Raw genomic sequence first — 26,935 nt, forward strand, 5'->3', positions numbered from 1 at the left:
CCGGGCGTTTTTTGTGCAAGAAGCCTTGCAAGGCCTTATCTCAGCCCCTGCGCTGCTGAAGGCGTGCCAGCAAAGGCATGAGTGTGGTGCCGATGCGGATCAGTTTGCGCGGCCCCATGACCAAGGCAGCGGCAGCCGCCACGCCCACGGCCACGGGGTGCAGACGCGCAAACGTTGCGACGCGCTCGATCAGCGGTGCATCCGGGCGCACGTGTGTGGCGGCACGGCTCAGCGCCCGGGCCTGGGCCACGGCCGCCGAGCGCGCCCTGAGGCGCTCGCGCTGCTGGGCAATGCGCTGCATCACCTGCTGCTGCTCCACGGTGGAAGTGGGCCACAGCGCCGCATTGGGGCCCGTGGGCCTGGGCGGCGCAACCTCGTCGCGGGACTGGGAAGCATTGGAAGCATTGACCATGGTTACAGCCTCTTCTTCAGCGCCTGCCAGTCCTGGCTCAGCTCGTTGCGGGTGAGGATGAAAGGGCGTGCCAGGCGTCGTACGGCCGCAAGCAACTGCCACAAGGCAATTGCAAGGATAGCCAGCCAGCCGCCAAACAGCAGCCAGGCCACCATCACGCGGTGCTCGGTGTCCCAGAACTGCACCAGCACCGCCACGGACAGCATGAGCATGACCACGACGCTGAGTCCGGCCAGCGCAATCAGCAGCACGACCACGGTCTGCATGCTGCGCTTGTGCTGGACCCATTCAAGCCGAGCCAGGTCGGTACGGTCCTCGGCGGCAATGGCCAGCTCGATCACGGCAGCACGCCAGCGCGCCACCCAGGCATCCAAACCCAGAAGGGAAATCCAGTTCACAGGCATCCTTTTCTGGTCAGGCATGCCGTTGATCAGCGACGGCCCAGCATGAAGCCCAGCAAGGCGCCCACAGCCAGGGCCGCGCCAGCCACACGCCACGGCTCGTCGTGGGCATAGCGATCCGCCGCATAGGCGGCATCCTTGGCTTGGCGGGCCGCTTCCTGCGCGGCGCGCACAGCCGAGTCACGCACATTGGACATGCCGTCATCGATGCGCTGGCGCAGCATGTGGATTTCCGGCACGGCATCCAGCTCCTTGGCAGACAGCAGGCCACGCAGGTCGCTGACCAGTTTTTCAAGATCGGCTTGCGCGGTGGAGACGGTTTCAGTGATCGACTTCGTCATGATGAGCCTTTCTATTGAGGTGAAAACAAATACAGCGGGGAGCAGGCAATCATGTCGCCCGATACCTGTCACGCAACATGGGCAGGCCCTTGTTACATGCAAGCATCTTATCCAATTGTTCCCTGGCTTCCGGGAAGCGAGGGGGCCTGAGCCTTGTCAGACAAGGCCTGCCGCGGCCGTGTGTCGTGGACCGGCAGACCATCAGGCCAGCAGCTTCGCCACATGTGCGCCGATGGCCAGGCAGCTGGTCAGACCCGGCGATTCGATGCCCAGCAACTGCACCACGCCCGCAACGCCATGGACCTGCGGTCCCTGGATCGTGAAGTCTGCCGCCGCCTCGCCAGGACCGCTGATCTTGGGACGGATGCCAGCGTAGCCGGGCACCAGCGCGCCATCGGCCAGGGCCGGCCAGTACCGGCGGATCTCTGCATAGAAGGCGTCGGCGCGCGCTGGATCGACCTGCAGATCGCTTGCGCTTTCCACCCACTGCACATCGGGGCCGAACTTGGCCTGTCCACCCATGTCCAGCGTGAGATGAACGCCCAGACCTGCAGCCTCGGGCACGGGATAGATGAGGCGCGAGAACGGCGCGCGCCCGGACAGTGTGAAATAGTTGCCCTTGGCATAGAAGGCGCATGGAACCAACTGCTGCGGAAAGCTTTGCAGGCGCACCGCCAGCAACGGGGCATTCAGGCCTGCCGCATTGACCAGGCTACGCGCCTGCAGCTGCGTGCCGTCGGCGGTGCGCAGCCACACGCCGCCAGACGTGGCGGCGGCCTCCTGCACCTCGGCATGGCAGACCACCATGCCGCCTGCGTTTTCGAGATCGCCCTGCAGAGCCAGCATCAGGCCGTGGCTGTCGATGATGCCGGTGCTGGGCGAATGCAGTGCCGCCACACACTGCAGCGCAGGCTCCAAGGCCCGTGCTTCGGGGCCATCCAGCCAGCGCAGGTCATTGACGCCATTGGCCTCGGCCTTGCGCGCAATGGCCTGGAGCTGGCCGCGCTGCGCCTCATCCGTTGCCACGATGAGCTTGCCGCAGCGCTGGTGGGCAACGCCGCGTTCCTCGCAATAGGCATAGAGACGCTGGCGGCCTTCGACGCAAAACCGGGCCTTCAGCGAACCCTGGGGATAGTAGATGCCGGCATGGATGACCTCGCTGTTGCGCGAACTGGTACCCGTACCAATGGCTTCAGCTGCCTCCAGCACCATGACTTCCCTGCCCTGCAACGCCAGGGCCCTGGCCACGGCCAACCCCACGACGCCCGCCCCCACCACCACGCAATCGACCTGCTCGCTCATCCTGCCTGCCCTTTCGTCGTTCAGCCACTGATTATCAGACCGCGCCAGATACGAATACGCCGCAGATCACCGGGCTGCACTGGAATATCCAGGACCTGGAACAAATGGGAGCAACCAAAACGGAAAAGCCCTCCTGAACAAGTTTCAGGAGGGCTTGAATGGTGGGTGATACATGGATCGAACATGTGACCCCTGCCGTGTGAAGGCAGTGCTCTACCGCTGAGCTAATCACCCGTGAAGCACAGCTGCGAGGCCGTGCTTCCTTGGAAAAAATTGGTGGGTGATACATGGATCGAACATGTGACCCCTGCCGTGTGAAGGCAGTGCTCTACCGCTGAGCTAATCACCCGTGAAGCATGGCTGCGAGGCCATGCTTCCTTGGAAAAAACTGGTGGGTGATACATGGATCGAACATGTGACCCCTGCCGTGTGAAGGCAGTGCTCTACCGCTGAGCTAATCACCCATGAAGCCGGCTGTGAGGCCCGCTTCCCTGGAAAAACTGGTGGGTGATACATGGATCGAACATGTGACCCCTGCCGTGTGAAGGCAGTGCTCTACCGCTGAGCTAATCACCCATATGTCGTTACTGCGACAAGACTTAGATTATGTCATAACTTCTAGGACTGATTTTCGAAGCTGCGCCAAATTGTCTTGCCGCCGCTCGATTTATCCATCTGCACCATCACGTCCTCGTGCGCGGCCAGCTCCTGATCATTGGCGCTCACCACGCGCAGCCTGAAGCTGCGCAGATCGACCTGCGCGACCACCAGGCCGCCCTCGGACTGGGCCGGCTCCTCCACCATCAGCAGGGCCTCCTGGCCTCGCGTGAGGTTGATGTAAACATCGGCCAGCAGTTCCGCATCCAGCAAGGCGCCGTGCAGCGTGCGCCCGGAGTTGTCCACTTCCAGGCGGTCGCACAGCGAGTCCAGCGAGTTGCGCTTGCCTGGGAACATTTCCTTGGCCATGACCAGGGTGTCGATGACACCGCTCACGCACTGCCTGATCGGCGGGCGGTTGGCAAGCTCCAGCTCCTTGTTCAGGAATCCCAGATCGAAAGGCGCGTTGTGAATGATGAGCTCAGCGCCTTGCAGATACTCCCAGATCTCATCGACCTTTTGCTCGAAGCGAGGCTTGTCCTTGAGGAACTCGGTGGTGATGCCGTGCACGCGCAGCGCGTCCGGATGGCTGTCGCGCCCCGCATTGAAGTACAGATGCAGGTTGTTGCCGGTGAGCTTGCGGTTGACCATCTCCACGCACCCCAGCTCGATGAGCCGGTCGCCGTTGTCGGCGGACAGGCCCGTGGTTTCCGTGTCGAGAATGATTTGACGCGACATGTGCTGGGTCCTCAGTGGTTTTCCTTGGCGTGGTTGAGCGAGTACTTGGGAATCTCGATGGTCACGTCCTCGCGCGCCAGGATGGCCTGGCAGGACAGGCGGGACTGCGGCTGCAGGCCCCATGCGCGGTCCAGCAGGTCTTCTTCCTCTTCCTCCGCCTCGTTCAACGAGTTGTAGCCTGCCTTGACCACCACGTGGCAGGTGGTGCATGCACAGCTCATGTCGCAGGCGTGCTCGATCTTGATGTTGTTGTCCAGCAGTGCCTCGCAGATGGAGGTGCCGGCAGGCGCCTCGATTTCGGCACCCTGGGGACAGTATTCGGCGTGGGGAAGTATTTTGATAACGGGCATGGCGGATCTGCGTTCGGATCAGAAATCAGGAAAGGGATTGCACGCTCTTGCCGGCCAGGGCCTGCTGGATGCTGCGGTTCATGCGCTCGGCGGCAAAGGACTCCGTGCCCTTGGCCAGCGCCTGTGTTGCGGCCTCGATGACGGCGGCATCCTCGGAGCTCATGCTGGCGCGCAGGGCGTCGACCAGAGCGTCGATGGCTGCACGCTGGTCTGCAGCCAGCACATCGCCATCGGCCTGCAGCGCGCTCTCCGTGGCCATGAGCATGCGGTCGGCATCGACACGCGCCTCCACCAGCGCGCGCGCCTGAATGTCCTGCTGGGCCGTGGCAAAGCCGTCCTGCAGCATGCGGGCAACCTCGTCGTCCGAGAGGCCGTACGAGGGCTTGACATGGATATGCGCCTCGACGCCGCTGATCTGCTCCTTGGCACCCACCGACAGCAGGCCGTCGGCATCCACGGTGAAGGTCACGCGGATGCGCGCCGCGCCGGCTGCCATGGGCGGGATGCCGCGCAGTTCGAAACGCGCCAGGCTGCGGCAGTCCGCCACAAGATCGCGCTCACCCTGCACCACATGAATGGCCAGGGCCGTCTGCCCGTCCTTGTAGGTGGTGAAGTCCTGGGCGCGGGCCGTGGGAATGGTCTCGTTGCGCGTGATGATGCGCTCCACCAGACCGCCCATGGTCTCCACACCCAGCGACAGGGGAATCACATCCAGCAGCAGCATGTCGCCGCTGGAACTGTTGCCCGCGAGTTGATTGGCCTGAATGGCAGCGCCCAACGCCACGACTTCATCGGGATTGAGGTTGACGAGAGGATCGCGGCCAAAGAACTGGGCCACTGCCTCGCGCACCTGGGGCATGCGGGTGGAACCACCGACCAGGACCACGCCCTGCACCTCGTCGCGCGTCAGGCCAGCGTCCTTGAGTGCGCGGCGCACCGCCGCCAGCGAGCGCGCCGTCAGATGGGCCGTGCTCGCATCGAAGTCGCCACGCTTGACATCGAAATGCACAGTGCCGGTGGACAGCTCTGCCGTGAACGTGGCGGCCTGAGCATCCGTCAATGCCTGCTTGCAAAGGCGTGCCGCCATACGCCAGCGGGCCTTGTCCTCGGCGGTCTGCGGAACCACGCCGGTCTGCTGGGCCACCCACTCAGCCAGTGCCGCATCGTAGTCATCGCCACCCAAGGCCGAGTCCCCCCCCGTGGAGACGACCTCGAACACACCCTGGGACAGGCGCAGGACCGAAATATCGAAAGTGCCGCCACCCAGATCGTAGACGGCGTAAACGCCTTCGGAGCCGTTGTCCAGGCCATAGGCAATGGCGGCAGCCGTGGGCTCGTTGATCAGGCGCAGCAGGTTGATGCCGGCGAGCTTGGCCGCATCCTTGGTGGCCTGGCGCTGCGCGTCGTCAAAGTAGGCTGGCACGGTGATGACCGCGCCATGGATGTCGTCGTTGAAGGTGTCCTCGGCGCGAAAGCGCAGCGTGGCCAGGATCTCGGCGCTGACTTCCACGGGGGTCTTCGTGCCATCGATGGTCTCGATCCCGATCACGCCACGACCGGCTTCTTGCTCAGCAAAGCGGTAAGGCAGCTTCTCCGGCGCGTCGATGTCCGCCAGCGTACGGCCCATGAAGCGCTTGGCCGAGGCGATGGTGTTGCCCGCATCGGTGGACAGCGCCGCCTGCGCGGCGTAGCCGATCTCGCGGCGTCCCTGGGGCAGATAGCGCACGACGGAAGGCAGCAGTACCTGGCCCTGATCATCCGGCAGGCATTCGGCCACGCCACTGCGGACTGCGGCGACCAGCGAATGGGTGGTGCCCAGGTCGATACCCACGGCAATGCGTCGCTGGTGGGGATCGGGGGACTGACCGGGTTCGGAAATCTGCAAAAGCGCCATGGAAATACTCGGGGAAATTGCAGGTCCGGGCCGGCCGGCCTGCCTTGTGAATGAGGGACTCTCGTGGGAGGTTCGGGTCGCGGACTATTGTCCCAGTTGATCGCGGCGACGCTCTATGTCCTGCGCAAATCGCGCAACAAACATGAGGGCTCTGACCTGCTGCACGGCCGCCTGGGCATCGTGCAGTTCATCGAGCTGGCGGCCGCATTCGGCCAGCATGCTCTTTCTGGCCTGCGACACTTCGCCGTCCAGCGCGTCCAAGGCGGCCTCGTCCTGCGCATCGTCCAGCGCCTCGCGCCATTCCATCTGCTGCATCAAAAAGGCGGTTGGCATGGAGGTGTTGTCCTCGGCACGCACGGGTGCACCCAGCAATTCGCAAAGATAAGCTGCTCGCCTGAGCGGCTCTTTCAGCCGTTGATAGGCCTCGTTGATGCGTACCGACCATTGCATGGCCACACGCTGCGCAGCTGCGCCCTGCGAGGCAAAGCGGTCAGGATGGGCCTCGCGCTGCAACTCCTTCCAGCGCGCGTCAATGGTGCTGCGCTCCTGCGCAAATTGGCGCGGCAGCGCAAACAGCTCGAAATCGTCCGATTGCAGGTTCATGTCGATAAAAAGCCGCCAGCACCGAAGCGATGGCGGCCTCTTGAGGGAGTAGAAAAGTCAGGGCCTGCCGGGCATGCCGCCAGGCCACCAGAGCCTGGCCCCCCGGCAAATGCCGGTCAGATGCGAAAGCTCTCGCCGCAGCCGCAGCGATCGCGCTCGTTGGGGTTGTGGAACTTGAAGCCTTCGTTCAAGCCTTCACGCACAAAGTCCAGTTCCGTGCCATCGATATAGGCCAGGCTCTTGGGGTCGACCAGCACCTTGATGCCGTGGTCCTCGAAGATCACATCCTCGGGCAACTGTTCGTCCACATACTCCAGCTTGTAGGCCAGCCCGGAGCAGCCCGTGGTCTTGACCCCAAGGCGCACGCCGATGCCCTTGCCGCGGCGCGACAGGTAGCGGCTCACATGGCGGGCCGCGGACTCGGTCAGCGAGATCGCCATATCAGGCGGCCACCACCGCAGTGCGCTTGGCACGGTAGTCGTCCACTGCGGCCTTGATGGCGTCTTCGGCCAGGATGGAGCAGTGCACCTTGACGGGAGGTAGGGCCAGTTCTTCGGCGATCTGGCTGTTCTTCAGCGCAGCCGCTTCATCCAGCGTCTTTCCCTTGACCCACTCGGTCACCAGCGAAGACGAGGCGATTGCCGAACCACAGCCATAGGTCTTGAAACGGGCATCTTCAATGACGCCGGTTTCGGGGTTGACCTTGATCTGCAGCTTCATCACGTCGCCACAGGCAGGCGCGCCGACCATGCCGGTGCCCACCGATTCGTCGCTCTTGTCGAACGAACCCACGTTGCGGGGGTTTTCGTAGTGGTCTACCACTTTGTCGGAATAAGCCATGATGTCTACCTCTTCAATACTTGATTCGCGTGCCGGCCGACGCTCAGTGCGCCGCCCACTGGATGGTGCTGAGGTCGATGCCGTCCTTGTACATCTCCCACAGCGGGCTGAGTTCGCGCAGCTTGACCACATTGGTGCGGATGGTGCTGATCGCGTAGTCGATTTCTTCCTCGGTCGTGAAACGGCCGATGGTCATGCGCAGGCTGCTGTGCGCCAGCTCGTCACTGCGGCCGAGGGCACGCAGCACATAGCTGGGCTCCAGGCTTGCCGAGGTGCAAGCAGAGCCCGACGACACTGCCAGCCCCTTGATGCCCATGATGAGCGACTCGCCTTCGACGAAGTTGAAGCTCATGTTCAGGTTCTGAGGCACACGGTGCTCCATGCTGCCGTTGATGAAGACCTGTTCCAGATCCTTCAAACCGTTGAGCAGGCGCTGTTGCAGCGCATAGGCCTTGGCATTGCTCTCGACCATCTCTTCCTTGGCGATGCGGAAAGCCTCGCCCATGCCGACGATCTGGTGCGTGGGCAGCGTACCCGAACGCATGCCACGCTCATGACCACCGCCGTGGATCTGCGCCTCCAGGCGCACACGCGGCTTGCGGCGCACGTACAGGGCACCCACGCCCTTGGGACCGTAGGTCTTGTGCGCGGTCATGCTCATCAGGTCGATCGGCAACTTGGACATGTCGATCTCCACGCGGCCCGTAGCCTGCGCAGCATCCACATGGAACAGGATGCCCTTCTCGCGGCACAGCGCGCCAATCGTGGGAATGTCCTGGATGACGCCGATTTCGTTGTTCACGAAGAGCACGCTCACCAAGATGGTATCGGGACGCAGCGCGGCCTTGAATGCCTCGATATCGAGCAGACCATCAGGCTGCACGTCCATGTAGGTCACCTCAAAGCCCTGGCGCTCGAGTTCACGCATGGTGTCGAGCACGGCCTTGTGCTCGGTCTTGAGCGTGATCAGATGCTTGCCCTTGCCTTGATAGAAGTGCGCAGCACCCTTGATGGCAAGATTGATGGACTCGGTCGCGCCACTGGTCCACACAATTTCACGGGGATCCGCGCCAATCAGATCCGCCACCTGGCCGCGGGCCTTCTCGATGGCCTCTTCGGCCTCCCAACCCCAGGCATGGCTGCGCGATGCTGCGTTGCCGAAGTGCTCACGCAACCATGGGATCATGGCGTCCACCACGCGAGGGTCCACGGGAGTGGTCGCGCCATAGTCGAGATAGATGGGGAAATGCGGGGTCATGTCCATGACTGGCTCTTATCAAAGTTCCGGCTGGCAAAAATCGGGAAGGCGATGAACTCCGGTGAATCCATCCGGGCGGGCAGCACCGCGCCACACAGCCATGCGCAGCGGCGCCCTGCCCTCAGGGTGTCAAAAGTCGATCAGGACTTGGCGAAGGCGTTGCCCAGCGCGAATACCGAGTTCGGTGCATTCACGCGGATGGGCTTGACCACGGGAGCCGTGGAAATTGCACGACGCACTACGGGCTTGTCCTCGATCTGGATGCCCTTGGCCAATTGTTCGTCGACGAGCTTTTGCAGCGTCACGGAATCGAGGAACTCGACCATGCGCTGATTCAATGCCGCCCACAGTTCATGCGTCATGCAGCGGCCTGCTTCGCCCAGACAATTTTCCTTGCCGCCGCATTGGGTGGCGTCAATGGGCTCGTCCACGGAGACGATGATGTCGGCCACGGTGATGTCGCCAGCCTTGCGGGCCAGCGTGTAGCCGCCGCCGGGTCCACGGGTGGACTCGACGAGTTCATGGCGGCGCAGCTTGCCGAACAGCTGTTCGAGATACGACAGGGAAATCTGCTGTCGCTGGCTGATGGCAGCCAGCGTAACAGGGCCATTGTTCTGGCGCAGGGCCAGATCGATCATGGCAGTGACCGCAAAACGGCCTTTGGTGGTGAGACGCATTACGAGCTCCTTCAGTCAGGCTTGTACGTTACAGAAACACCCGCTCCAGCGATTTGACTGGAGTTGGGCACAGTCTCCGCCCTTACTCCGTCCTGTTCAAAAGGTTCAGAGCCCTTCTTTTCATCGAAGTTTTTGTTGTTGTTGAGTGTTGACCCTGAGTGTACCACATTCCCCATCAATTTTGTCGGGTAACAAGAGCCAACAGGCTTCAGACAAGGCACCGCCTCAGGAAACCTGCGCGGAAGAGCCTCCGAACAGTTGCTCCTTGAGCAGTGCCAGCTGATCGCGCACCCGCGCCGCCTGTTCGAACTCCAGGCTGCGCGCATGTTCAAGCATCTGCTTCTCCAGACGCTTGATTTCTTTGGCCACATCTTTTTCGGACATGTCCTCGACACGCGCTCTTTCGAGCTGATTGGCCTCCAGACGTTCCGCTTCCTTGCCGCTTTTTTCGCTGTAGACACCATCAATCAGGTCTTTCACCCGCTTGACAATCTGCTTGGGTTCAATGCCGTTTTCCTCGTTGAACGCCATTTGCCTGGCGCGGCGGCGCTCGGTCTCGCCGATGGCCTTCTTCATCGACTCCGTGATCCTGTCCGCGTAGAGGATGGCCTTGCCGTGCAGGTTGCGTGCTGCGCGGCCGATGGTCTGGATGAGACTTCGCTCGGCGCGAAGAAAGCCTTCCTTGTCGGCATCGAGGATGGCGACCAGCGAGACTTCAGGGATGTCCAAGCCCTCTCGCAGCAGGTTGATGCCCACGAGAACGTCGAAGACGCCCAGACGCAGGTCACGAATGATCTCCACGCGCTCCACCGTCTCCACGTCGGAGTGCAGATAGCGCACCTTGACCCCGTTTTCGCTCAGGTAGTCGGTGAGCTGCTCGGCCATGCGCTTGGTGAGCGTGGTGATGAGAACACGCTCCCCGCGCTCGACGCGCAGGCGGATTTCCTGCAGCACGTCATCCACCTGGTTGGTGGCTGGGCGCACTTCGATTTCGGGGTCGATCAGCCCCGTCGGGCGCACAACCTGGTCCACGATCTGACCTGAGTGGGTTTTTTCGTAGTCTGCCGGCGTGGCCGAGACAAAGATGACCTGGCGCATGCGCCGCTCGAATTCCTCGAATTTCAGCGGCCGGTTGTCCAGCGCCGACGGCAGCCGAAAGCCGTACTCCACGAGCGTGGTCTTGCGCGAGCGATCGCCGCTGTACATGGCGTTGAGCTGACCGATCATCTGGTGGCTCTCGTCCAGGAACATGAGCGCGTCGCTGGGCAGGTAGTCGGTCAATGTGCTGGGGGGCTCGCCCGGGGCTGCGCCGGAGAGGTGGCGCGTGTAGTTCTCGATGCCCTTGCAGTGGCCGACCTCGGTGAGCATTTCAAGGTCGAAGCGCGTGCGCTGCTCCAGGCGCTGGGCCTCGACCAGCTTGCCGTCACCCACCAGTTGCTTGAGCCGCTCGGCCAGTTCCAGCTTGATGGTTTCCACGGCGGCCAGCACCTTGTCGCGCGGCGTGACGTAGTGGCTGCTGGGGTAGACAGTGAAGCGCGGAATGCTCTGGCGTACGCGGCCCGTGAGCGGGTCGAACAGTTGCAGGCTTTCAACCTCGTCGTCGAAGAGTTCGATGCGGATGGCCAGCTCGGAATGCTCGGCGGGGAAGACATCGATGGTGTCGCCGCGCACGCGGAACTTGCCGCGGCTGAAGTCCTGGTCGTTGCGCTGGTACTGCATGCGGATCAACTGCGCGATGACGTCGCGCTGGTTGATGCGGTCGCCGGTACGCAGCGTCATGATCATGCGGTGGTAGCTTTCGGGTTCGCCGATGCCGTAGATGGCCGAGACCGTGGCCACGATGACCACGTCGCGCCGCTCCATGAGACTTTTGGTGCACGAAAGCCGCATCTGCTCGATGTGCTCGTTGATGGCGCTGTCCTTTTCGATGAAAAGGTCGCGCTGGGGCACGTAGGCCTCGGGCTGGTAGTAGTCGTAGTAGCTGACGAAGTACTCGACGGAGTTCTTGGGAAAGAACTCGCGGAACTCGCTGTACAGCTGTGCGGCCAGTGTCTTGTTGGGTGCGAAGACGATGGCCGGACGACCCAGGCGGGCGATCACGTTGGCCATGGTGAAGGTCTTGCCCGAGCCCGTCACGCCCAGCAGGGTCTGGAAGGATTCGCCGTCCTGGATGCCTTCGACCAGCTTTTCAATGGCGGCGGGCTGATCGCCGGCCGGCGGATAGGGCTGGAACAGCTCGAAGGGGGAGTCCGCGAAATGCACGAACTGGCCCGAGGCCGCAGGTGCTGGAGAGGAATCAGAGACTTCGTGCATGACGTGGGTTCGCAAAAGTGGGTATCGGCCGGCGAGATCGCTAGAATTCATGGGTTAACCCGAAAGCCTACCGCAGCTTGGGGCTAGCCGCGTTTTTTCCACCTCCCAAGACATCCCAAGGACGCTTCATGTCTCTGTTTACCGCCGTCGAAATGGCCCCCCGCGACCCCATCCTGGGTCTGAACGAGCAGTTCGCTGCCGACACCAACCCCAGCAAGGTGAATCTGGGCGTGGGCGTGTACTTCGACGACAACGGCAAGTTGCCCCTGCTCGAGTGCGTGCAGGCCGCCGAGAAGGCGATGATGGACAAGCCCACGGCCCGCGGCTACCTGCCCATCGACGGCATCGCTGCCTATGATGCCGCAGTCAAGGGCCTGGTGTTCGGCGCCGAGTCCGACGTCGTCAAGTCCGGCCGCGTGTCCACGGTGCAGGCCATCGGCGGCACCGGCGGCCTGAAGATCGGCGCCGACTTCCTCAAGAAGATCAGCCCCGCTGCCAAGGTGCTGATCTCCGACCCGAGCTGGGAAAACCACAAGGCCATCTTCACGAACGCCGGTTTCGAGGTGGGCACCTATGCCTACTACGACGCCGTCAACCGCAAGGTGAACTTCGAAGGCATGCTGGCCGACCTGAACGCAGCGGCCCCTGGCACCATCGTGGTGCTGCACGCCTGCTGCCATAACCCGACCGGCTACGACATCACGGCCGAGCAGTGGGACCAGGTGATTGCCGCCGTCAAGGCCAAGGGCCTGGTGGCCTTCCTTGACATGGCCTACCAGGGCTTTGGCCACGGCATTGCCGAAGACGGCGCCGTGATCGGCAAGTTCGTGGCCGCCGGCCTGAACATCTTCGTCTCGACCTCGTTCTCCAAGAGCTTCAGCCTGTACGGCGAGCGCGTGGGCGCACTGTCGGTGGTCGCCAACGACAAGGAAGAGGCGGCCCGCGTGCTGAGCCAGCTCAAGATCGTGATCCGCACCAACTATTCCAACCCGCCCACCCATGGTGGCGCCGTGGTGGCGGCCGTGCTGAACAACCCCGAGCTGCGCGCCCTGTGGGAAAAGGAACTGGGCGAGATGCGCGTGCGCATCAAGGCCATGCGCCAGAAGCTGGTGGATGGCCTGAAGGCTGCCGGCGTCCAGCAGGACATGAGCTTCATCACCACGCAGATCGGCATGTTCAGCTACTCCGGCCTGAGCAAGGACCAGATGGTGCGCCTGCGCACCGAGTTCGGCGTCTACGGCACGGACACGGGCCGCATGTGCGTGGCCGCGCTCAACAGCAAGAATATCGACTACGTCTGCCAGTCGATCGCCAAGGTGGTCTGACCGCCACTCCAGCCACCTGGCCCTGCGCCGGGTGAGAAGGCATGCCGCCAGCGCTCCCTGCCCTGGCGGCATTTTCTTTGTGCGGGCGATTTTTGCATCCTGGCAGTCCGGTATGCGCCAGGGCTGCGCGGGTACCGGTGCGATCATGCGGGCAGCCGAAACATCGAATGAAGAACGAGACGCTCCATTCCCATGCCAGATCACGCCTGCCTCACTCCCTTCACCTCCTCGCCTGCAGACGGGCTGCCCCTGTCCGGCGTACGCATTCTGAGCCTGGCACTGAACCTGCCGGGTCCCGCCGCCCTGATGCGCTGCGCGGCCATGGGCGCGCAGTGCAGCAAGCTGGAGCCGCCCTCTGCGCAGCCAGGGCCTGCCGGCGCGGACCCGATGGCGCTCTACAGCCCGCAGGCCTATTCCGACATGCACCAGGGCATCGCAGTCTGGCAGGCACAGCTCAAGACCGAGGACGGACAGGCCGCGCTGCACAAGGCGCTGGACAGCGCCGACATCCTGCTGACCTCGTTCCGCCCCGCCGCGCTGGCCAAGCTGGGGCTGGACTGGGCGTCGCTGCAGCAGCGCCATCCGCAGCTGTCGCTGGTGCGCATCGTCGGCAGCGCGGGAGCCCTGGCCGATGTGCCGGGCCATGACCTGACCTATCAGGCCGAGGCGGGGCTGGTACAGGGCGGCGCCATGCCACCCAGCCTGTTTGCCGACATGGCTGGCGCGCTGATGGCCAGCGAGGCCGTGCTCAAGGCCTGGCTGCTGCGCCAGCGCAGCGGCCACGGCAACCTGCAGGAAACAGGACTGGCACAGGCCGCGCAATGGCTGGCCCTGCCCTGGCACTGGGGCCTGACCCGGCCCGACGGAGATGTGGGCGGAGCACACGCAGGCTATCGCGTCTATGCCTGCGCCGACGGTTCGGTGGCCGTGGCGGCACTGGAGCCGCATTTCGCGGCACGCCTGTGCGCAGCAGCATCGGTGCCGGGCGATGGCAGCATCGCCTGCATGCGCAACCCGGCCACGCATGCGGCCCTGGAAGCCTTCCTGGCTGCCCTGTCCTGCGCCGAACTGGCAGACTTGGCCGAGCGCCACGACCTGCCCCTGCATCCGCTTGCCGCTCAGCCAGCGGTCTCGCGCCGCTTGTAGGCGAATGCCGAAAGGCAGCATCTGCGCACGGCCTACAAGCCGCCTGGGTCGCGGCTGCCCGCCGAGTATGAACATGCTGCTGCCGACGACCCTCTTTACCGCGATAGCCTGCTCCTCTTAAATCAGAGCTGCGCATACAACCAGACAACCCGAACACATCTGGAAACACCCATAATCGGCTCATCTGGAGGCAGCCCCATGGTTCGAGAACATCCATCGACCGCCCCGCTATCCGGGATGCGTCAGCCACCTAGCCACTCAGCGCCTGGCCTGCAGCGCATCGGCGCCAGCGCCTAAGGCCGCCGCTGGGTCCCCCTTCCGTCCACCGCCTATGCAAAGCCAGCCCCCAGCCCATGTGCCGGTACTGCAGCTGGTGCAGCGCATCTGGCCCCTGGTGCTGGTGGTCGTGGTGCTGGTGGTCATGGCCAGCGGCAGCCTCTACCTTGTGTCTGCGGTGCGCGCCTTCGTGGCCGGAGAAAGCCTGTGGTCCAAGGCACAGAAGGATGCCATCTACGCCCTGAGCCGCTATGTGGACAGCGGCTCGGCGCGCGACCTGGCGCGCTTCGAGCAGGCCATGATCGTTCCTGCAGGCGACTGGCAGGCCCGCATGGCGCTGGACGATGTGCCGGCCAGGGTCAAGGACGCGCGCGCCGGCATTCTGCTGGGAGGCAACCACCCGGACGATGCCGACGCGCTGATCTGGCTGATGCAGACTTTTCGCCATGTCGAACTGCTGGAGGAGCCCTATCGTTACTGGAAGCAGGGCGACCAGTACCTGCAGCAGCTCGACCGGCTGGCGCAGGAGATAGAGCAGCGCCACACCGTGGGAAGCGTGAGCGCCGAGGACGTCATCACCTGGAAGCGCGAGATCGAGCAGATCAACGCCGGCGTCACACCCGCCACCCAGCAGTTCAGCGCCTCGCTGGGCCGCAGCTCCCGGCAGATGGTGATGTGGCTGCAGTGCATTCACCTGATGCTGGGCGTGGCGCTGATCCTGGTGGCGCTCTGGCATACGCGGCGCATGCTGCAGCAGCGCCAGCAGGTGCAAAACGACCTGCTGACCGAAAAGGAAAGGGCCCAGACCACGCTGGCATCGCTGGGCGATGCCGTGATCACCACGGACGCCCAGGGCGTGGTGGACTATGCCAACCCTGCCGCGCTGGGCCTGCTGGGCAGCAGCGAGCAGCAACTCAAGGGACGGCACCTGGCCAAGGGCCTGCATTTCAACAGCATCGACACCACCCAGACGGCGGAAAGCCTGCTGACCCATCTGCTGTCGGGTCGGCAATTGCGCGAAGAGCACACGCGGTGGCTGCGGCGCCATGACCGCAGCATCGTGCCGGTCAAGCTCATGGGCTCGGCCATCAGCGGCGGCGGGGAGCGCCCGGCAGGTGCGGTGATCGTGCTCAGGGATGTCTCGCGTGAGCAGCAGTATCTGGACCAGCTTTCCTGGCATGCCAGCCATGACGGCCTGACCGGGCTGGAGAACCGCGTGGAATTCGAGCGCCGCCTGCAGCGCCTGCTCAACCAGGGCCAGCACAGGCTGCGGCCCGCAGCCCTGCTGTACATGGATCTGGACCAGTTCAAGCTCATCAACGAGACCTGCGGCCATCCGGCGGGCGATGAAATGCTGTGCGAGGTCAGCCGTCTGCTGCTGCACAACCTGCGCGAGACAGACACCCTGGCACGCCTGGGCGGCGACGAATTCGGCGTTCTTCTGGAGAACTGTCCGCCCGAGCCCGCGCTGCGCATTGCCGAAAAGCTGCGCCAGGCTGCCGAAGCCCTGCACGTGCACTGGGGCAAGCAGGTGCTGCGCACAGGACTGAGCATTGGACTGGTCCACATCGGCGGCGAGGTCCAGTCGGCCCAGGACCTGCTGCGCATGGCCGACATGGCCTGCTACCGCGCCAAGGAGCGCGGCCGCAACCGCATCTATGTCTACCGCAGCGACGACGGCGAATACACCCGCCACGTCAGCGAGATGGAATGGGTCACGCGCATACGCACGGCGCTGGAGCAGGAGCGCTTTTGCCTGTACGCACAAAGCATTGCACCACTGCAGCCCGATGGCCAGCGCGGCCTGCATTTCGAGGTGCTGCTGCGGTTGCGCGACGAGCAGGGCCAGATCATCTCGCCAGCCGCGTTCATACCCGCGGCAGAGCGCTACGGCATCATGCCCACCGTCGACCGCTGGGTGATCGCCAGAACGCTGGCCACGCTGGCCGAGCATCCGGCCGCGCTGCGCCATATCGACACCTGCGCCATCAATCTGTCAGGCCCCAGCCTCGACGACGACGGGCTGCTGGACTTTGTGCAAGCGCAGCTGAGCACGCACGGCATAGCGCCGCAGCTGCTGTGCTTCGAGATCACCGAGACCAGCGCCATCGCCAGTCTGTCCAGCGCCACCCGGCTGATCCAGGCCCTGCGCACGCTGGGCTGCCGTTTTGCGCTGGACGACTTCGGCGTGGGCATGTCCTCGCTGACCTATCTGAAGCAGTTGCCCGTGGACTATCTGAAGATCGACGGCGGCTTCGTGCGCGACATGCTGCAGGACCCCAGCAACCACGCCATGGTGGAGATGATCAACCGCATAGGCCATATCCTGGGCAAGCGCACGGTGGCCGAGTATGTGGAAAGCCGGGAGATCGCCCAGGCCCTGCAGGCCGTGGGCGTGGACTACGCACAGGGCTTTGCCCTGGCGCGGCCCGTGCCGCTGGACACGCAGTACTTCGAAAGCGGTGCCCAGGCCGCCCGCCGCGAATGGCAGGGCACGCTGGCGCCGGCAGTCGGCTGAGGCGCGTCAGCGCGGCTTGCGTCCGCCCGGCGCGGCCTTGCGGCCGGCCCCGGCAGCGCCTGCGGAGCCGCCCACGCCAGGGCGCGGTGGCAGGCCCGTGTGCTGGGTCAGCATGCGGCCGGGCTTGGGCTGGCTGGAGCGCAAGCGCACGTCGCCTCCGGGGTCCCGGGCCTGTGCCTGCGCCTTGCCCGGCCCCGCACTCTTGCCACCGGCCTTGTTGAGGGCATAGGCCTTGCCCTGCTGGGAGACCACGGCACGCGCGGCCACGCCCGTTCCCTGGGTGCTGTTCTTGCGGCGCGCGCTCTGGTAGCCGCCATCGACCAGGGGCTGGAAGGTGGGGATCAGGTGCTGCTTGCCGTTGCCGATGAGGTCGGCACGGCCCATGGCCTTCAAGGCCTCGCGCAGCAGCGGCCAGTTGTTGGGGTCGTGGTAGCGCAGGAAGGCCTTGTGCAGGCGGCGGCGCTTTTCACCGCGCACGATGTCCACCGACTCCTCGTTCACGTCGCGCATCTGGCGACGCACCTTGGTGAGGGTGTTGCGACCCGAGTGGTACATGGCCGTGGCCGTGGCCATGGGGCTGGGGTAGAAGGTCTGCACCTGGTCGGCGCGAAATCCGTTCTTCTTCAGCCAGATGGCGAGGTTCATCATGTCCTCGTCGCTGGTGCCCGGGTGGGCGGCGATGAAGTAGGGAATCAGGTACTGCTTCTTGCCCGCTTCCTCGCTGAACTGCTCGAACATCTGCTTGAAGCGGTCATAGCTGCCTATGCCCGGCTTCATCATCTTGGTCAGCGGCCCGGATTCGGTGTGCTCGGGCGCGATCTTCAGGTAGCCGCCCACATGGTGCTGCACCAGTTCCTTGACGTACTCGGGCGACTTCACGGCCAGGTCGTAGCGCAGGCCCGAGCCGATCAGGATCTTCTTGATGCCCGGCAGATTGCGCGCGCGGCGGTAGATCTTGACCAGCGGGGCATGGTCGGTGTGCAGGTTCTGGCAGATGCCGGGGAACACGCAGCTGGGCTTGCGGCAGGCGGCCTCGATCTCGGGGCTCTTGCAGCCCAGGCGGTACATGTTGGCCGTGGGGCCGCCCAGGTCGGAGATGGTGCCGGTGAAGCCCTTGACCTTGTCGCGGATGTCCTCGACCTCCTGGATGATGGACTCCTCGGAGCGGCTCTGGATGATGCGGCCTTCATGCTCGGTGATGGAGCAGAAGGTGCAGCCGCCGAAGCAGCCGCGCATGATGTTGACCGAGGTGCGGATCATCTCCCAGGCCGGGATCTTGGTCTCGCCCTCATGGCTGCCGTTGGCGTCGGCATAGCTGGGATGGGGGCTTCGCGCATACGGCAGGCCAAAGACCCAGTCCATCTCGGCCGTGGTCAGCGGGATGGGGGGCGGGTTCAGCCACACATCGCGCGCGGTCACGCCTTCGCCGTGGGCCTGGACCAGGGCGCGGGCGTTGCCGGGATTGGTCTCCAGGTGCAGCACGCGGTTGGCGTGGGCGTAGAGGATGGGATCGGCCTTGACCTGCTCGTAGCTGGGCAGGCGCAGCACGGTCTTGTCGCGCGGCGGCTGCTTGCCCTTGCCGCGCAGCGACGGGTTGGGCACGAACTGGATGGTCTGAACGGCGGCGACCGAGGCGCCGTCCGGCTTCGCGTCGGCATCACCCTCTTCCTTGGAGCAGGTCTGGCCCTGGGCCTCGGCCTGCTCGCTGGTGGTCATGTAGGGGTTGATGTGGGGCTCGACCACGCCGGGCTCGTCCACCACGGAGGAATCCAGCTCGAACCAGCCCGCCTCCGACTCACGGCGGAAGAAGGCCGTGCCGCGCACGTCGGTAATGCTTTCCACGGGCTCACGCGCAGCCAGGCGGTGGGCCACCTCGACCAGGGCGCGTTCGGCGTTGCCGTACAGCAGGATGTCGCACTTGCTGTCCACGACGATGGAGCGGCGCACCTTGTCACTCCAGTAGTCGTAATGGGCGATGCGGCGCAGGCTGCCCTCGATGCCGCCCAGCACGATGGGCACGTCCTTGTAGGCCTCGCGGCAGCGCTGGCTGTAGACGATGGCCGCGCGGTCCGGGCGCTTGCCGCCCACGTCGCCCGGCGTATAGGCATCGTCGGAGCGGATCTTGCGATCGGCCGTGTAGCGGTTGATCATGGAATCCATGTTGCCCGCCGTCACGCCCCAGAACAGGTTGGGCCGGCCCAGGGCCTTGAAGGCCTCGGCGCTTTGCCAGTCAGGCTGGGCAATGATGCCCACGCGAAAGCCCTGTGCCTCCAGCACCCGGCCGATCACCGACATGCCGAAGCTGGGGTGATCCACATAGGCGTCGCCCGTCACCAGGATCACGTCGCAGCTGTCCCAGCCAAGCTGTTCCATCTCGGCCCGGCTCATCGGCAGGAACGGGGCCGTGCCAAAGCGCTTGGCCCAGTAAGGACGATAGCTGGTCAGCGGCTTGGCGGCGCGATGGAAGAAGGAAACGTCAACGGGGGCGTTCATGATGGGCGGTTCGGCTTCTGGGAGCCTGTGCGGAAGGAACCGGCCAGTGTACGTTTCGGCACTCAACCCTGCTGGTCAAGGGTCTTGCTCCAGCCCCCTGATACGGCCTTCCTGCTGCTGCCAGCCCGACCTCTTTGCGACCTCCTGCGCCAGCCAGGCCTTGGGCGTGTGCCCGGACCAGCGGCGAAATGCCCGCGCAAACACCTTCGGCGAGTCGTAGCCCGCGTTCTCGGCGATGCGGGCCGATGACAGCCCGCCGGCCTCCATCTGCTGGGCGGCCAGCGCCATGCGGTGCGCCGTCAGATAGCCGATGGGCGTGGCACCCACTAGCTCCTTGAAACGCATGCTGAAGCGGGTGCGCGACATGCCGGCCTCGATGGCCAGCGTCTCCACGCTCCAGGCCCGCTGCGGTTCGCGGTGCATGCACACCAGGGCACGCGCAACACAGGGATCGCCCAGGCCCCGCAGCCAGCCTTCGCCAATGGCGGTCTCGCGCGCCAGGTGCTCGCGCAGGATGTTGACCAGCAGCAGCTCGCCCATGCGCGCGGCCGACAGGCGCCAGCCCGGGCGCCGCGCCAGCGTCTCCAGCGTGAGCGACTCCATGGTGGTGGCCAGGCAGTCGGCCAGCGGCAGGTCGCTTGCCCGGATGTGGATCAGCGGCGGCAGGATGCGGAATACCGAATGACGGCAGTAGGCGGAAAACCACAACAGGGCCGAAAACATGTCCGTGGCCTCGCCGCCGCCGCCATGGCTGAAGACCAGGGGATTCTCGTCCCGCGGTCCTTCGGCGTGGCGGGCGATCATGCGCGAGAACAGCTCGCTGGCAACGTCCATGTCGGACGCCACCACATGCGCGGCGCCCATGGGCAGCATGACCAAATCGCCGGGGTCGACCCGCAGCGCCGGCATGCCCTCCACCTGGATCCAGTAAGGCGCGCCGCGCGCCATGCGGATCATGGCGCCGGTGACGCCCGTGGACTTCAGGCTCCACGGCGCCGTCAGCGCAAAGCGCGCCGTGACGGCGCGCTCCGAGCGGCAAATATCGAGAACTTCACTGAGTACATCCATGGCTCGCGGGACCCTTGTTTTCGGGCCGATGTTAGCCAGTGCCGGCCATGCCACGGCCCGGCGGCACCCCGACAGGGATAGCGGTTTTCCCTGGAGCGCGACTACGCACTAGAGATCCTACTGCGCCGCCTGCACCAGCTCCGAGAACACGGACGCGCTGCCCAGCCGTTCGGCCGCCAGCAGCGCCAGCTTGACCAGGAACAGCTCGGACCGCTGCGGGCCCGCCGTGTCGATGGCTGTGGCCAGCTGGTCGTAGACAGTTTCCAGGCCGGCGATATCGAGGGTGTGGGGTGATGTCTGTTCTTGGCTCATGCCGGAACTCCTTGCGTGCAGGTGGCGTTGTCGATGGCCGATTGCAGGCGCCGGGCATCCAGCGCCAGCCAGCGCGCGCAGACATGCTGATCGGGCCGCAGCAGATAGGCGGCACCAGGCGGGTGCCCTGCCGGCACGCCATGGCGTGCACGGCAGCGGCCATCTGCATCGGCCAGGGTCAGATCGGCACCCTGGACCGGCTGCGCGGCCGCCTGGCTGGAGATGGCCACGATGCGCAGGCCCACGCCACGGCCGCGCGCCATCCTGGCAACTTCGCACCACTGGGCAGGCACGGGCGTGCCATCGGTGAAATACAGCAGGTCGAATCCACCGCCCAGGTGGTCCAGCAGATAGTCATCGGGCCCCAGGCGCAGGTTCAGCGGCGGTGCGCCATGGCCAGGGCCGGCTTCAAACAGGTGGTTGTCGTCATCCGCGCTGTTGAGCGGCGAGTGCGCGTATTCGTGCGGCCGGGAGGTGCGCCAGTGGTACAGCGGCCGCACGAATTCCTGGGTGAGCGACAGCGACAGCACGGCATCGCGCAGCAGCCGGAAGCCGCGCGAGGGCGGCGCCATGAAGCGCGTGCTCTTGCCGGCCTCTTCGACAATCTCGCGCGCCGCGCCCACGCGCTCGCCGCTGTAGCTGTCCAGCAGCCTCACCGGCGCCACGCCGCGCGCCACCAGGGCCAGCCGCCAGGCCAGGGCCTGGGCATCCTGAAAACCCGTGTTGGCACCGCGCACGCCGAAGATGGGCAGCATGTGGGCCGCATCGCCCGCGAAGATCACGCGGCCGTGCACATAGTCCGGCAAGGTCAGCGCGCGGGCGGAGTAGACCGAACTCCAGTCCATTTCCCAGGGCGTGCCGACGAAGCCGATCATCTCCAGCTGCGCGTCGATGCGCGCCTTGAGCGATTCGGGCTGCAGCGCCTGCTGCGCGTCCTCGCCCGCAGGCAGTTGGTAGTCCACGCGCCAGATGCCATGCGGCTCGCGGTGCATCAGGATGGTGTTGCCGGGGTTCCAGACCGGGTCGAAGAAGGCCAGGCGCTCCGTGGGCAGTGGCAGGTCGATGCGGATGTCGGCGATCACGAAGCGGCCCTCGTACGACGCCCCCTCCATCACCAGGCCCATGGCCGTGCGTATGCCGGAGCGGGCGCCATCGGCGGCGACCAGCCAGTCGGCCTCCATCGCATACGGGCCTTGCGGCGTGTCCACTTGCAGCCGCGCCTTTGCGGCGGCGCCGTTGCCGACCTGCTCCACCCGGTCCACGCGGTTGCCCCAGCGCAGCTCGATCAGCGGATGGGCCAGCACCGCATCGACCAGGTATTCCTCCAGGTACTGCTGCTGCAGATTGGTCATGGGATGGAAGCGATCGTCCTCGCTGTGCGGCGCCTCCATGCGGAATACGCGCCGCCCCCGGTAGAACGAGTTGCCACAGCGCCAGGGCAAGGCGTTCGCCATGACCCGCTCGGCCACGCCCACCTGCTGCAGGATCTCCATGGAGCGGCGCGTGAAGACGATGGCGCGGCTGCCTTCGGACACCTGCAGTTCGGACTCCAGCAGCACGCAGCGCTGGCCGTGGCGCGCCAGCTCCAGCGCCGTGGTCAGCCCCACAGGGCCCGTGCCGACGATGACGACAGGATGGCGCTGCACCCCTGGATGCTGCGAAGGCAGCCAGGGCTGGTGCACCCGGTACCGGTAGTAGATGGAATGCCGCGGCTGGGCATGGGGCTGGTGCATGGATGTCTCCGTCTTGCGTCTTGCGTCTTTGTGAGGCCGCAGTGTAGGCAGCCCCCGCTCCGGTAATGTCCCCGGATGGGGACAGACAGGACCCTCCAGCCCCCAGGCTCAGGACAGCGCCTCGGGCTCCATCAGCAAGGCAAACAGCTCGCGCTGCCCCTGCACGCCCAGCTTGCCGCAGACGCGCTTGAGATAGGTCCGGGCACTGGCCACCGTGATGCCCAGGCGCTGCGCCAGCCGCTCGGTGTCCAGCCCCTCGACCACGCAGCGCACCACATCCATATCGCGTTGCGTGAGATGCGCAAAGCGCCGCGCCAGGCGCGCCAGCACGAGGCCCGCCAGATCGTCCTGCAGGGCCTGGCCCGCGTAATGCAGGCGCATGGCCTGCATGACCAGCGGAGCAAAGGCCTCGATGCGTGCAATGGACTGCGGGTCAAAGCCGCCGTGCTCCTCACCCCGGTACAGATTCACCGCCAGCCAGCGTGCGCCGGTCTGCAGGGTCAGCAGCGAAAGCCGCTCCACCAGGCGGGGCAGGTCATAGCAGACACGGCGGTACTCGGGATGGCTCACGTCCGAAGGCTTCTGGCGATGGAGCCAGACGCGCGCTGGCGCCTGGGGATTGCGCTGCTGCCGCGCCAGCTCGGCCTGCATCACGCGCTGCGCGCCGTCCAGTGGATAGAAGCGCTCGCTGTAATCCTGGGAAATCAAAGGCAGTGCGCCTGTGCGTGCCCGGTCCCCGAACCCCACGATGCGCGGCCGAGATCGCCCCTGGAACGAAAAGATCGTGCACTGCGCCAACGGCACATGCCGGCCCAGCAGGTGCAGCAGTTGCCCGGCCACCTCGTCGCTGCTGGCGCTGGAGCGGCCCACCTGCTCCAGCAGCGCCGTCACATCGCCCAGCGGCACAGGCAGGCTGGCATCGCTGGCGCAGGCAGGTGCCAGCAGCCAATGGCTGCGGACGGTGTCATTGCTCATGGGTGCGGGAACAGGCTGTGGCAGGAATGCAAAAAGGCCGGTGCATTGCGCAGCCGGCCTGGGTGAAGATGTTGGAATGATAAATCCAGCGCAGCGAGGCCATTGCCTGCTGCGTTCCTGTCGACGGTCGTTGGAGCCGCTCAACCTGGCCGGATGGCCCTTGGCTGCACGGCTGCAGCCATCACCATTCGCCTACGTTGCGAATGCGCTGGTCCAGGTCCAGAGGAAGGCCGCCACCGGCGGCTTCATGGTCCTGGCCTGCCTGCTCCAACGCCATGGGCGGAGGACTGAAATGATCGCGGCCAAAGGTGTGTTCGGTGAGAACGGGATCGCGGGAAGGTGGGGTGTTCATGGTTGCGCCTCCTTGACAGAAAGCTTACTGCGAATCTTTCACGATTTCTGTAGGACAAACCTGGATGCAACCCTCTGAAGCTGAAATGACACAAGGTACGCATGCTCACAAATGTGTAGCGCTTCGTAATAAAGGCGTAATGAATCCATGCGCCAAACACCGAGCCAGGGGCAATCGGGTAAGCTTGCCGCCCTCCATGCCACAGACACTCCGCGCGCCTGCGCACAGCGAACTCCTCATCAAGAAAAGCCGTTTCATCGGCTGCGTGCAGCCCATGGCCGACCGCGCCAGCGCCCAGGCGGTGGTCGATGCGCTATGGCGCGAGCACCCCGGCGCCGCCCATGTCTGCTGGGCGCTGCTGGCAGGCGGCCAGTCGGCTGCGGTCGATGATGGCGAGCCCGGCGGCACGGCAGGCCGCCCCATGCTGGATGTGCTGCGCCACCAGGACCTGGAAGGCGTGCTGGCCACCGTGGTGCGCTACTTCGGCGGCGTCAAGCTGGGCGCCGGCGGCCTGGTCCGTGCCTACACCGATGCCGTGGCCCAGGCCTTGCTGACCGCCGAGAAGGTGACACTGCAGCGCATGCAATTGCTGCGCTGCAGTGTCCCTTATGCGCTCGAAGGCCTGGTGCGGCGCGAGATCGAGGCGGCAGGCGCCGAATTGCTCCAGGTCGAGCATGGATCGCTGGTGCAGTTCGATCTGCGCCTGCCGCAGTCGCAGGCTGAAGGCTTTGTGAGCCGCCTCAACGAGAGCGGTCAAGGACGCGTGGGCTGGCTGGAAGTCCACCCCAGCGAATGAGATGCGCCGGGCTCAAGCAGTTCAACCGGCCACCAGAAACCGCTGCGCCAGCAGCACCCAATAGGCGGCTCCCACGGCGATGTTGTCGTCGTTGAAGTCATAGCCCGGGTTGTGCACCATGCAGGCGCCTTGCTCGCTTCCCTCGCCATTGCCAATCAGCAGATAGCTGCCTGGCACGCGCTGCAGCATGAAGGCAAAGTCTTCGCTGCCCGGCAAGGGTGGCGCCTGCAGCGTGACATGTTCCGGGCCCAGCAGCTCCAGCGCGATCTGGCGCGCGAAGTCCGTCTCCTTGGGCGTGTTGACCAGCACGGCATAGCCGGGTCGCCAGTCGAGTTGCGCCTGCACGCCGAAGCTCTCGGCCTGCGCACTCACCAGGTCGCGAATGCGCTGCTCCAGCAGCCTGCGCACATCGGCATCCAGCGCACGCACGCTCAACTCCAGCACCGCGCTGTGGGCGATCACGTTGTTGGCCTTGCCCGCATGGATGGCGCCCACGGTCACCACCGCCATCTGCAGCGGATCGATGTTGCGCGAGACGATGGTCTGCAAGGCCATGACGATGCTGGCGGCCGCAACGATGGGGTCGGCCGCGCGGTGCGGCATGGCACCATGCCCGCCCACCCCGGTGAGCGTGAGCGTGGCGTAGTCGGAAGACGCCATGGCTGCGCCCTCGCGCAGCGCCAGCCTCCCTTGGGGCATGCCCGGCATGTTGTGCATGGCAAAGATGGCGTCGCAGGGGTGGCGCTCGAACAGCCCGTCTTCCATCATGCGCAAGGCCCCGCCGCCGCCCTCCTCCGCAGGCTGGAAGATCAGCGTGAGCGTTCCGTCGAAGCCGCCGTGCTCGGCCAGATGCCGGGCCGCCGCCAGCAGCATGGCGGTATGGCCGTCATGCCCGCAGGCATGCATCACGCCGTCATGCGTGCTGGCGTGGGCGAAGGCATTGGCCTCGGCGATGGGCAGCGCATCCATGTCGGCGCGCAGACCCAGACGCCGGCTGCCGCTGCCGCGCACCAGCCGCCCCACCACGCCCGTGCCGCCCAGGCCGCGTTCCACCTCGTATCCCCATTGCTCCAGTTGCTGCGCGACCAGGGCGCTGGTGCGATGTTCCTCGAAGCCGAGCTCGGGGTGCCTGTGGATGTCGCGGCGCAGCTCGACGAAGGCTGCGGCCGAGCCGCGCAAAGTGTCCAGAAGGGTGTTCATGTGCGGCGTCTCACTGGGGTTGCAGGCGGATGGAGCGGGCAATGCTGCGGTAGCGGGCCGTCTCGGCCTCATAGAACTGCGCCGCTTCGGCCAGCGACATGGGCGCCGCGGCCAGTTGGGTCTGCAGGGCCAGTTGCTCGCGCACGCCCGGGTCCTTGAGCATGGCGCCTATCGCCTGGTGCAGCCTTTTCACCACCTCCTGCGGCGTGTCCTTGCGCACCAGGAAGCTGGTCCAAGTCTTGTAGGCGAAGTTTTTCAGCTCCCGGCCCTCACGCACCGTGGGCACATTCTTGAGCAGCTCCGATCGCTGCTCCCCCAGCTGGCCCAGGATCTTGAGCCGGCCCTGCTCGGCCAGCGCGCCCATGGCAGCGCTGTAGACGAGCACAGCGAAATCGACCTGCCCGCTGCCTATGTCCTGCAGCAGCGGCGCATTGCCCTTGTAGGGCGCATGCATGAGTTGTATGCCGGCGTCCTGCTGCACCTTCTCCAGGATCAGGTGGTAGAGCGAGCCAATGCCGACACTGCCGTACGACAGCGGCCGGCTGGCGCTTTTGCGGGCCAGCGCGATCAGCTCATCCACACTGCCGGCCTCCAGGTCCTTGCGAGCGACGAAGACCATCACGGCCTCGGCCACGGGATGGACCAGGCGGAAATCCTCGGCCTTGAGCCGCACGGCGGCATTGGCCAGCGGCGACAGGATCACCTCGTTGGGCGAGCCCTGGAAGACGTAGTGCCCGTCAGGCGGAGCGGCCAGCACTTTCTGCGCGGCCATGGCGCCGCTCACGCCGCCCAGGTTCTCCACGATGACCTGCTGGCCCAGTGCCTTGGACAGCGGCACGCTGAAGATGCGGGCAATGGCATCCGAAGGGCCGCCGGCCGGATAGGGAACCATCAGGCTCACGGGCCTGGAGGACGGGCTCTGCGCACAGGCCAGGCCCGCGCTCAGCAACAGGCCGGCGCCCGTCAGCCAAACGCGCTGGAACAAAAATCTCATCATGTCTCCTTGGTGGATGGC

General features: G+C 65.2%; 25 protein-coding genes and 4 tRNA genes. 4 read left to right on the plus strand and 25 right to left on the minus strand.

Annotated features, from left to right (window positions below; translation table 11 throughout):
• Positions 1–40: 40 nt before the first annotated feature.
• The 17 genes from ACF8ME_RS06220 to uvrB form a co-directional block, all read right to left on the minus strand.
• Positions 41–412: a hypothetical protein gene (locus tag ACF8ME_RS06220; RefSeq protein ID WP_016447115.1), complete on the minus strand. Its 372-nt coding sequence runs from the start codon at positions 410–412 to the stop codon at positions 41–43.
• A 2-nt stretch (positions 413–414) separates the two neighbouring features.
• Entirely contained in the window at positions 415–834 is a 420-nt protein-coding gene (locus ACF8ME_RS06225; protein ID WP_016447116.1) for a phage holin family protein, read from the minus strand.
• 8 nt (positions 835–842) lie between these two features.
• Positions 843–1,154, minus strand: a complete 312-nt coding sequence (locus ACF8ME_RS06230) for a DUF883 domain-containing protein (RefSeq protein ID WP_016447117.1) — start codon at positions 1,152–1,154, stop codon at positions 843–845.
• Positions 1,155–1,355: 201 nt separating this feature from the next.
• Positions 1,356–2,456, minus strand: coding sequence for an NAD(P)/FAD-dependent oxidoreductase (locus tag ACF8ME_RS06235; RefSeq protein ID WP_392415730.1), 1,101 nt, complete (start codon positions 2,454–2,456; stop codon positions 1,356–1,358).
• A gap of 159 nt (positions 2,457–2,615) precedes the next feature.
• Positions 2,616–2,690, minus strand: a tRNA-Val gene (locus ACF8ME_RS06240).
• 40 nt (positions 2,691–2,730) lie between these two features.
• Positions 2,731–2,805 (minus strand) — tRNA-Val (locus tag ACF8ME_RS06245).
• Between the two features lie 40 nt (positions 2,806–2,845).
• Positions 2,846–2,920, minus strand: a tRNA-Val gene (locus ACF8ME_RS06250).
• Positions 2,921–2,957: 37 nt separating this feature from the next.
• Positions 2,958–3,032, minus strand: a tRNA-Val gene (locus tag ACF8ME_RS06255).
• A gap of 42 nt (positions 3,033–3,074) precedes the next feature.
• The gene (dnaQ, locus tag ACF8ME_RS06260) at positions 3,075–3,791 is read right to left on the minus strand and encodes a DNA polymerase III subunit epsilon (protein ID WP_016447119.1); all 717 of its coding nucleotides are present in this window, start codon (positions 3,789–3,791) and stop codon (positions 3,075–3,077) included.
• A gap of 11 nt (positions 3,792–3,802) precedes the next feature.
• On the minus strand, positions 3,803–4,141 hold the full coding sequence (gene fdx / locus ACF8ME_RS06265; RefSeq protein WP_013802212.1) for an ISC system 2Fe-2S type ferredoxin: 339 nt from the start codon (positions 4,139–4,141) through the stop codon (positions 3,803–3,805).
• A 25-nt stretch (positions 4,142–4,166) separates the two neighbouring features.
• Positions 4,167–6,035, minus strand: a complete 1,869-nt coding sequence (gene hscA, locus ACF8ME_RS06270) for a Fe-S protein assembly chaperone HscA (protein ID WP_392415732.1) — start codon at positions 6,033–6,035, stop codon at positions 4,167–4,169.
• A gap of 84 nt (positions 6,036–6,119) precedes the next feature.
• Positions 6,120–6,638, minus strand: coding sequence for a Fe-S protein assembly co-chaperone HscB (gene hscB, locus ACF8ME_RS06275; RefSeq protein ID WP_016447121.1), 519 nt, complete (start codon positions 6,636–6,638; stop codon positions 6,120–6,122).
• Between the two features lie 116 nt (positions 6,639–6,754).
• Positions 6,755–7,078 carry an iron-sulfur cluster assembly protein IscA gene (gene iscA, locus ACF8ME_RS06280; RefSeq protein ID WP_016447122.1) on the minus strand — a complete coding sequence of 108 codons (324 nt, stop codon included), beginning with the start codon at positions 7,076–7,078 and terminating at the stop codon, positions 6,755–6,757.
• Between the two features lies 1 nt (position 7,079).
• Positions 7,080–7,478, minus strand: a complete 399-nt coding sequence (gene iscU, locus ACF8ME_RS06285) for a Fe-S cluster assembly scaffold IscU (protein WP_016447123.1) — start codon at positions 7,476–7,478, stop codon at positions 7,080–7,082.
• Positions 7,479–7,521: 43 nt separating this feature from the next.
• The gene (locus ACF8ME_RS06290; RefSeq protein WP_017403940.1) at positions 7,522–8,742 is read right to left on the minus strand and encodes an IscS subfamily cysteine desulfurase; all 1,221 of its coding nucleotides are present in this window, start codon (positions 8,740–8,742) and stop codon (positions 7,522–7,524) included.
• Positions 8,743–8,876: 134 nt separating this feature from the next.
• Positions 8,877–9,413, minus strand: coding sequence for a Fe-S cluster assembly transcriptional regulator IscR (gene iscR, locus ACF8ME_RS06295; RefSeq protein WP_012205825.1), 537 nt, complete (start codon positions 9,411–9,413; stop codon positions 8,877–8,879).
• 225 nt (positions 9,414–9,638) lie between these two features.
• A complete protein-coding gene (uvrB, locus tag ACF8ME_RS06300; RefSeq protein WP_016447125.1) occupies positions 9,639–11,726 on the minus strand; it encodes an excinuclease ABC subunit UvrB in 2,088 nt (695 codons plus the stop codon).
• Between the two features lie 128 nt (positions 11,727–11,854).
• On the opposite strand from uvrB, the gene ACF8ME_RS06305 reads away from it, so the two are divergent.
• The 3 genes from ACF8ME_RS06305 to ACF8ME_RS06315 all read left to right on the plus strand — a co-directional run bounded on the left by ACF8ME_RS06305 (position 11,855) and on the right by ACF8ME_RS06315 (position 16,991).
• Positions 11,855–13,051, plus strand: coding sequence for an amino acid aminotransferase (locus tag ACF8ME_RS06305; protein ID WP_016447126.1), 1,197 nt, complete (start codon positions 11,855–11,857; stop codon positions 13,049–13,051).
• A gap of 192 nt (positions 13,052–13,243) precedes the next feature.
• A complete protein-coding gene (locus ACF8ME_RS06310) occupies positions 13,244–14,197 on the plus strand; it encodes a CoA transferase (protein WP_392415734.1) in 954 nt (317 codons plus the stop codon).
• A 331-nt stretch (positions 14,198–14,528) separates the two neighbouring features.
• Positions 14,529–16,991: an EAL domain-containing protein gene (locus ACF8ME_RS06315; RefSeq protein WP_017403936.1), complete on the plus strand. Its 2,463-nt coding sequence runs from the start codon at positions 14,529–14,531 to the stop codon at positions 16,989–16,991.
• A gap of 6 nt (positions 16,992–16,997) precedes the next feature.
• Here the strand turns inward: ACF8ME_RS06315 and ACF8ME_RS06320 are convergent, their stop codons facing one another.
• From ACF8ME_RS06320 to ACF8ME_RS06345, 6 genes are all read right to left on the minus strand, one after another.
• Complete coding sequence (locus tag ACF8ME_RS06320) at positions 16,998–19,484, minus strand: YgiQ family radical SAM protein (RefSeq protein ID WP_016451686.1); 2,487 nt, start codon at positions 19,482–19,484, stop codon at positions 16,998–17,000.
• Positions 19,485–19,559: 75 nt separating this feature from the next.
• The gene (locus ACF8ME_RS06325) at positions 19,560–20,552 is read right to left on the minus strand and encodes an AraC family transcriptional regulator (RefSeq protein WP_392415736.1); all 993 of its coding nucleotides are present in this window, start codon (positions 20,550–20,552) and stop codon (positions 19,560–19,562) included.
• Positions 20,553–20,669: 117 nt separating this feature from the next.
• Positions 20,670–20,864, minus strand: coding sequence for a DUF2783 domain-containing protein (locus tag ACF8ME_RS06330; protein WP_392415738.1), 195 nt, complete (start codon positions 20,862–20,864; stop codon positions 20,670–20,672).
• A complete protein-coding gene (locus ACF8ME_RS06335; protein ID WP_392415739.1) occupies positions 20,861–22,597 on the minus strand; it encodes an FAD-dependent monooxygenase in 1,737 nt (578 codons plus the stop codon). Before ACF8ME_RS06335 ends, ACF8ME_RS06330 begins: the two co-directional genes overlap by 4 nt.
• A gap of 108 nt (positions 22,598–22,705) precedes the next feature.
• Positions 22,706–23,572 (minus strand): helix-turn-helix transcriptional regulator, encoded by an 867-nt coding sequence (locus ACF8ME_RS06340; RefSeq protein WP_047472808.1) that lies wholly within the window; start codon positions 23,570–23,572, stop codon positions 22,706–22,708.
• Positions 23,573–23,753: 181 nt separating this feature from the next.
• A complete protein-coding gene (locus ACF8ME_RS06345) occupies positions 23,754–23,924 on the minus strand; it encodes a hypothetical protein (RefSeq protein WP_016447134.1) in 171 nt (56 codons plus the stop codon).
• A 196-nt stretch (positions 23,925–24,120) separates the two neighbouring features.
• Between ACF8ME_RS06345 and ACF8ME_RS06350 the strand changes: the two genes are divergently transcribed.
• Positions 24,121–24,720, plus strand: coding sequence for an IMPACT family protein (locus ACF8ME_RS06350; RefSeq protein WP_392415740.1), 600 nt, complete (start codon positions 24,121–24,123; stop codon positions 24,718–24,720).
• Positions 24,721–24,741: 21 nt separating this feature from the next.
• On the opposite strand, the gene ACF8ME_RS06355 is transcribed toward ACF8ME_RS06350, so the two are convergent.
• Entirely contained in the window at positions 24,742–25,920 is a 1,179-nt protein-coding gene (locus ACF8ME_RS06355; RefSeq protein ID WP_392415742.1) for a M20 aminoacylase family protein, read from the minus strand.
• 10 nt (positions 25,921–25,930) lie between these two features.
• The gene (locus ACF8ME_RS06360) at positions 25,931–26,914 is read right to left on the minus strand and encodes a tripartite tricarboxylate transporter substrate binding protein (protein WP_392415744.1); all 984 of its coding nucleotides are present in this window, start codon (positions 26,912–26,914) and stop codon (positions 25,931–25,933) included.
• Positions 26,915–26,935 lie beyond the last annotated feature (21 nt).

This window comes from Delftia sp. WSY_7 (assembly GCF_043104845.1).
Lineage (GTDB): Bacteria > Pseudomonadota > Gammaproteobacteria > Burkholderiales > Burkholderiaceae_C > Comamonas > Comamonas tsuruhatensis.

Excerpts from the sequence above, each read along its gene's own strand:
- ACF8ME_RS06225 (WP_016447116.1), bottom strand. The coding sequence starts at position 834 with ATGCCTGACCAGAAAAGGATGCCTGTGAACTGGATTTCCCTTCTGGGT.
- iscU (WP_016447123.1), bottom strand. The coding sequence starts at position 7,478 with ATGGCTTATTCCGACAAAGTGGTAGACCACTACGAAAACCCCCGCAAC.
- ACF8ME_RS06315 (WP_017403936.1), top strand. The coding sequence starts at position 14,529 with ATGCAAAGCCAGCCCCCAGCCCATGTGCCGGTACTGCAGCTGGTGCAG.
- ACF8ME_RS06230 (WP_016447117.1), bottom strand. The coding sequence starts at position 1,154 with ATGACGAAGTCGATCACTGAAACCGTCTCCACCGCGCAAGCCGATCTT.
- iscA (WP_016447122.1), bottom strand. The coding sequence starts at position 7,078 with ATGGCGATCTCGCTGACCGAGTCCGCGGCCCGCCATGTGAGCCGCTAC.
- iscR (WP_012205825.1), bottom strand. The coding sequence starts at position 9,413 with ATGCGTCTCACCACCAAAGGCCGTTTTGCGGTCACTGCCATGATCGAT.
- ACF8ME_RS06355 (WP_392415742.1), bottom strand. The coding sequence starts at position 25,920 with ATGAACACCCTTCTGGACACTTTGCGCGGCTCGGCCGCAGCCTTCGTC.
- ACF8ME_RS06335 (WP_392415739.1), bottom strand. The coding sequence starts at position 22,597 with ATGCACCAGCCCCATGCCCAGCCGCGGCATTCCATCTACTACCGGTAC.
- ACF8ME_RS06330 (WP_392415738.1), bottom strand. The coding sequence starts at position 20,864 with ATGAGCCAAGAACAGACATCACCCCACACCCTCGATATCGCCGGCCTG.
- ACF8ME_RS06325 (WP_392415736.1), bottom strand. The coding sequence starts at position 20,552 with ATGGATGTACTCAGTGAAGTTCTCGATATTTGCCGCTCGGAGCGCGCC.
- ACF8ME_RS06345 (WP_016447134.1), bottom strand. The coding sequence starts at position 23,924 with ATGAACACCCCACCTTCCCGCGATCCCGTTCTCACCGAACACACCTTT.
- fdx (WP_013802212.1), bottom strand. The coding sequence starts at position 4,141 with ATGCCCGTTATCAAAATACTTCCCCACGCCGAATACTGTCCCCAGGGT.
- ACF8ME_RS06360 (WP_392415744.1), bottom strand. The coding sequence starts at position 26,914 with ATGAGATTTTTGTTCCAGCGCGTTTGGCTGACGGGCGCCGGCCTGTTG.
- ACF8ME_RS06310 (WP_392415734.1), top strand. The coding sequence starts at position 13,244 with ATGCCAGATCACGCCTGCCTCACTCCCTTCACCTCCTCGCCTGCAGAC.
- ACF8ME_RS06290 (WP_017403940.1), bottom strand. The coding sequence starts at position 8,742 with ATGGACATGACCCCGCATTTCCCCATCTATCTCGACTATGGCGCGACC.
- ACF8ME_RS06235 (WP_392415730.1), bottom strand. The coding sequence starts at position 2,456 with ATGAGCGAGCAGGTCGATTGCGTGGTGGTGGGGGCGGGCGTCGTGGGG.
- ACF8ME_RS06220 (WP_016447115.1), bottom strand. The coding sequence starts at position 412 with ATGGTCAATGCTTCCAATGCTTCCCAGTCCCGCGACGAGGTTGCGCCG.
- dnaQ (WP_016447119.1), bottom strand. The coding sequence starts at position 3,791 with ATGTCGCGTCAAATCATTCTCGACACGGAAACCACGGGCCTGTCCGCC.
- ACF8ME_RS06305 (WP_016447126.1), top strand. The coding sequence starts at position 11,855 with ATGTCTCTGTTTACCGCCGTCGAAATGGCCCCCCGCGACCCCATCCTG.
- ACF8ME_RS06320 (WP_016451686.1), bottom strand. The coding sequence starts at position 19,484 with ATGAACGCCCCCGTTGACGTTTCCTTCTTCCATCGCGCCGCCAAGCCG.
- ACF8ME_RS06350 (WP_392415740.1), top strand. The coding sequence starts at position 24,121 with ATGCCACAGACACTCCGCGCGCCTGCGCACAGCGAACTCCTCATCAAG.
- uvrB (WP_016447125.1), bottom strand. The coding sequence starts at position 11,726 with ATGCACGAAGTCTCTGATTCCTCTCCAGCACCTGCGGCCTCGGGCCAG.
- hscB (WP_016447121.1), bottom strand. The coding sequence starts at position 6,638 with ATGAACCTGCAATCGGACGATTTCGAGCTGTTTGCGCTGCCGCGCCAA.
- ACF8ME_RS06340 (WP_047472808.1), bottom strand. The coding sequence starts at position 23,572 with ATGAGCAATGACACCGTCCGCAGCCATTGGCTGCTGGCACCTGCCTGC.
- hscA (WP_392415732.1), bottom strand. The coding sequence starts at position 6,035 with ATGGCGCTTTTGCAGATTTCCGAACCCGGTCAGTCCCCCGATCCCCAC.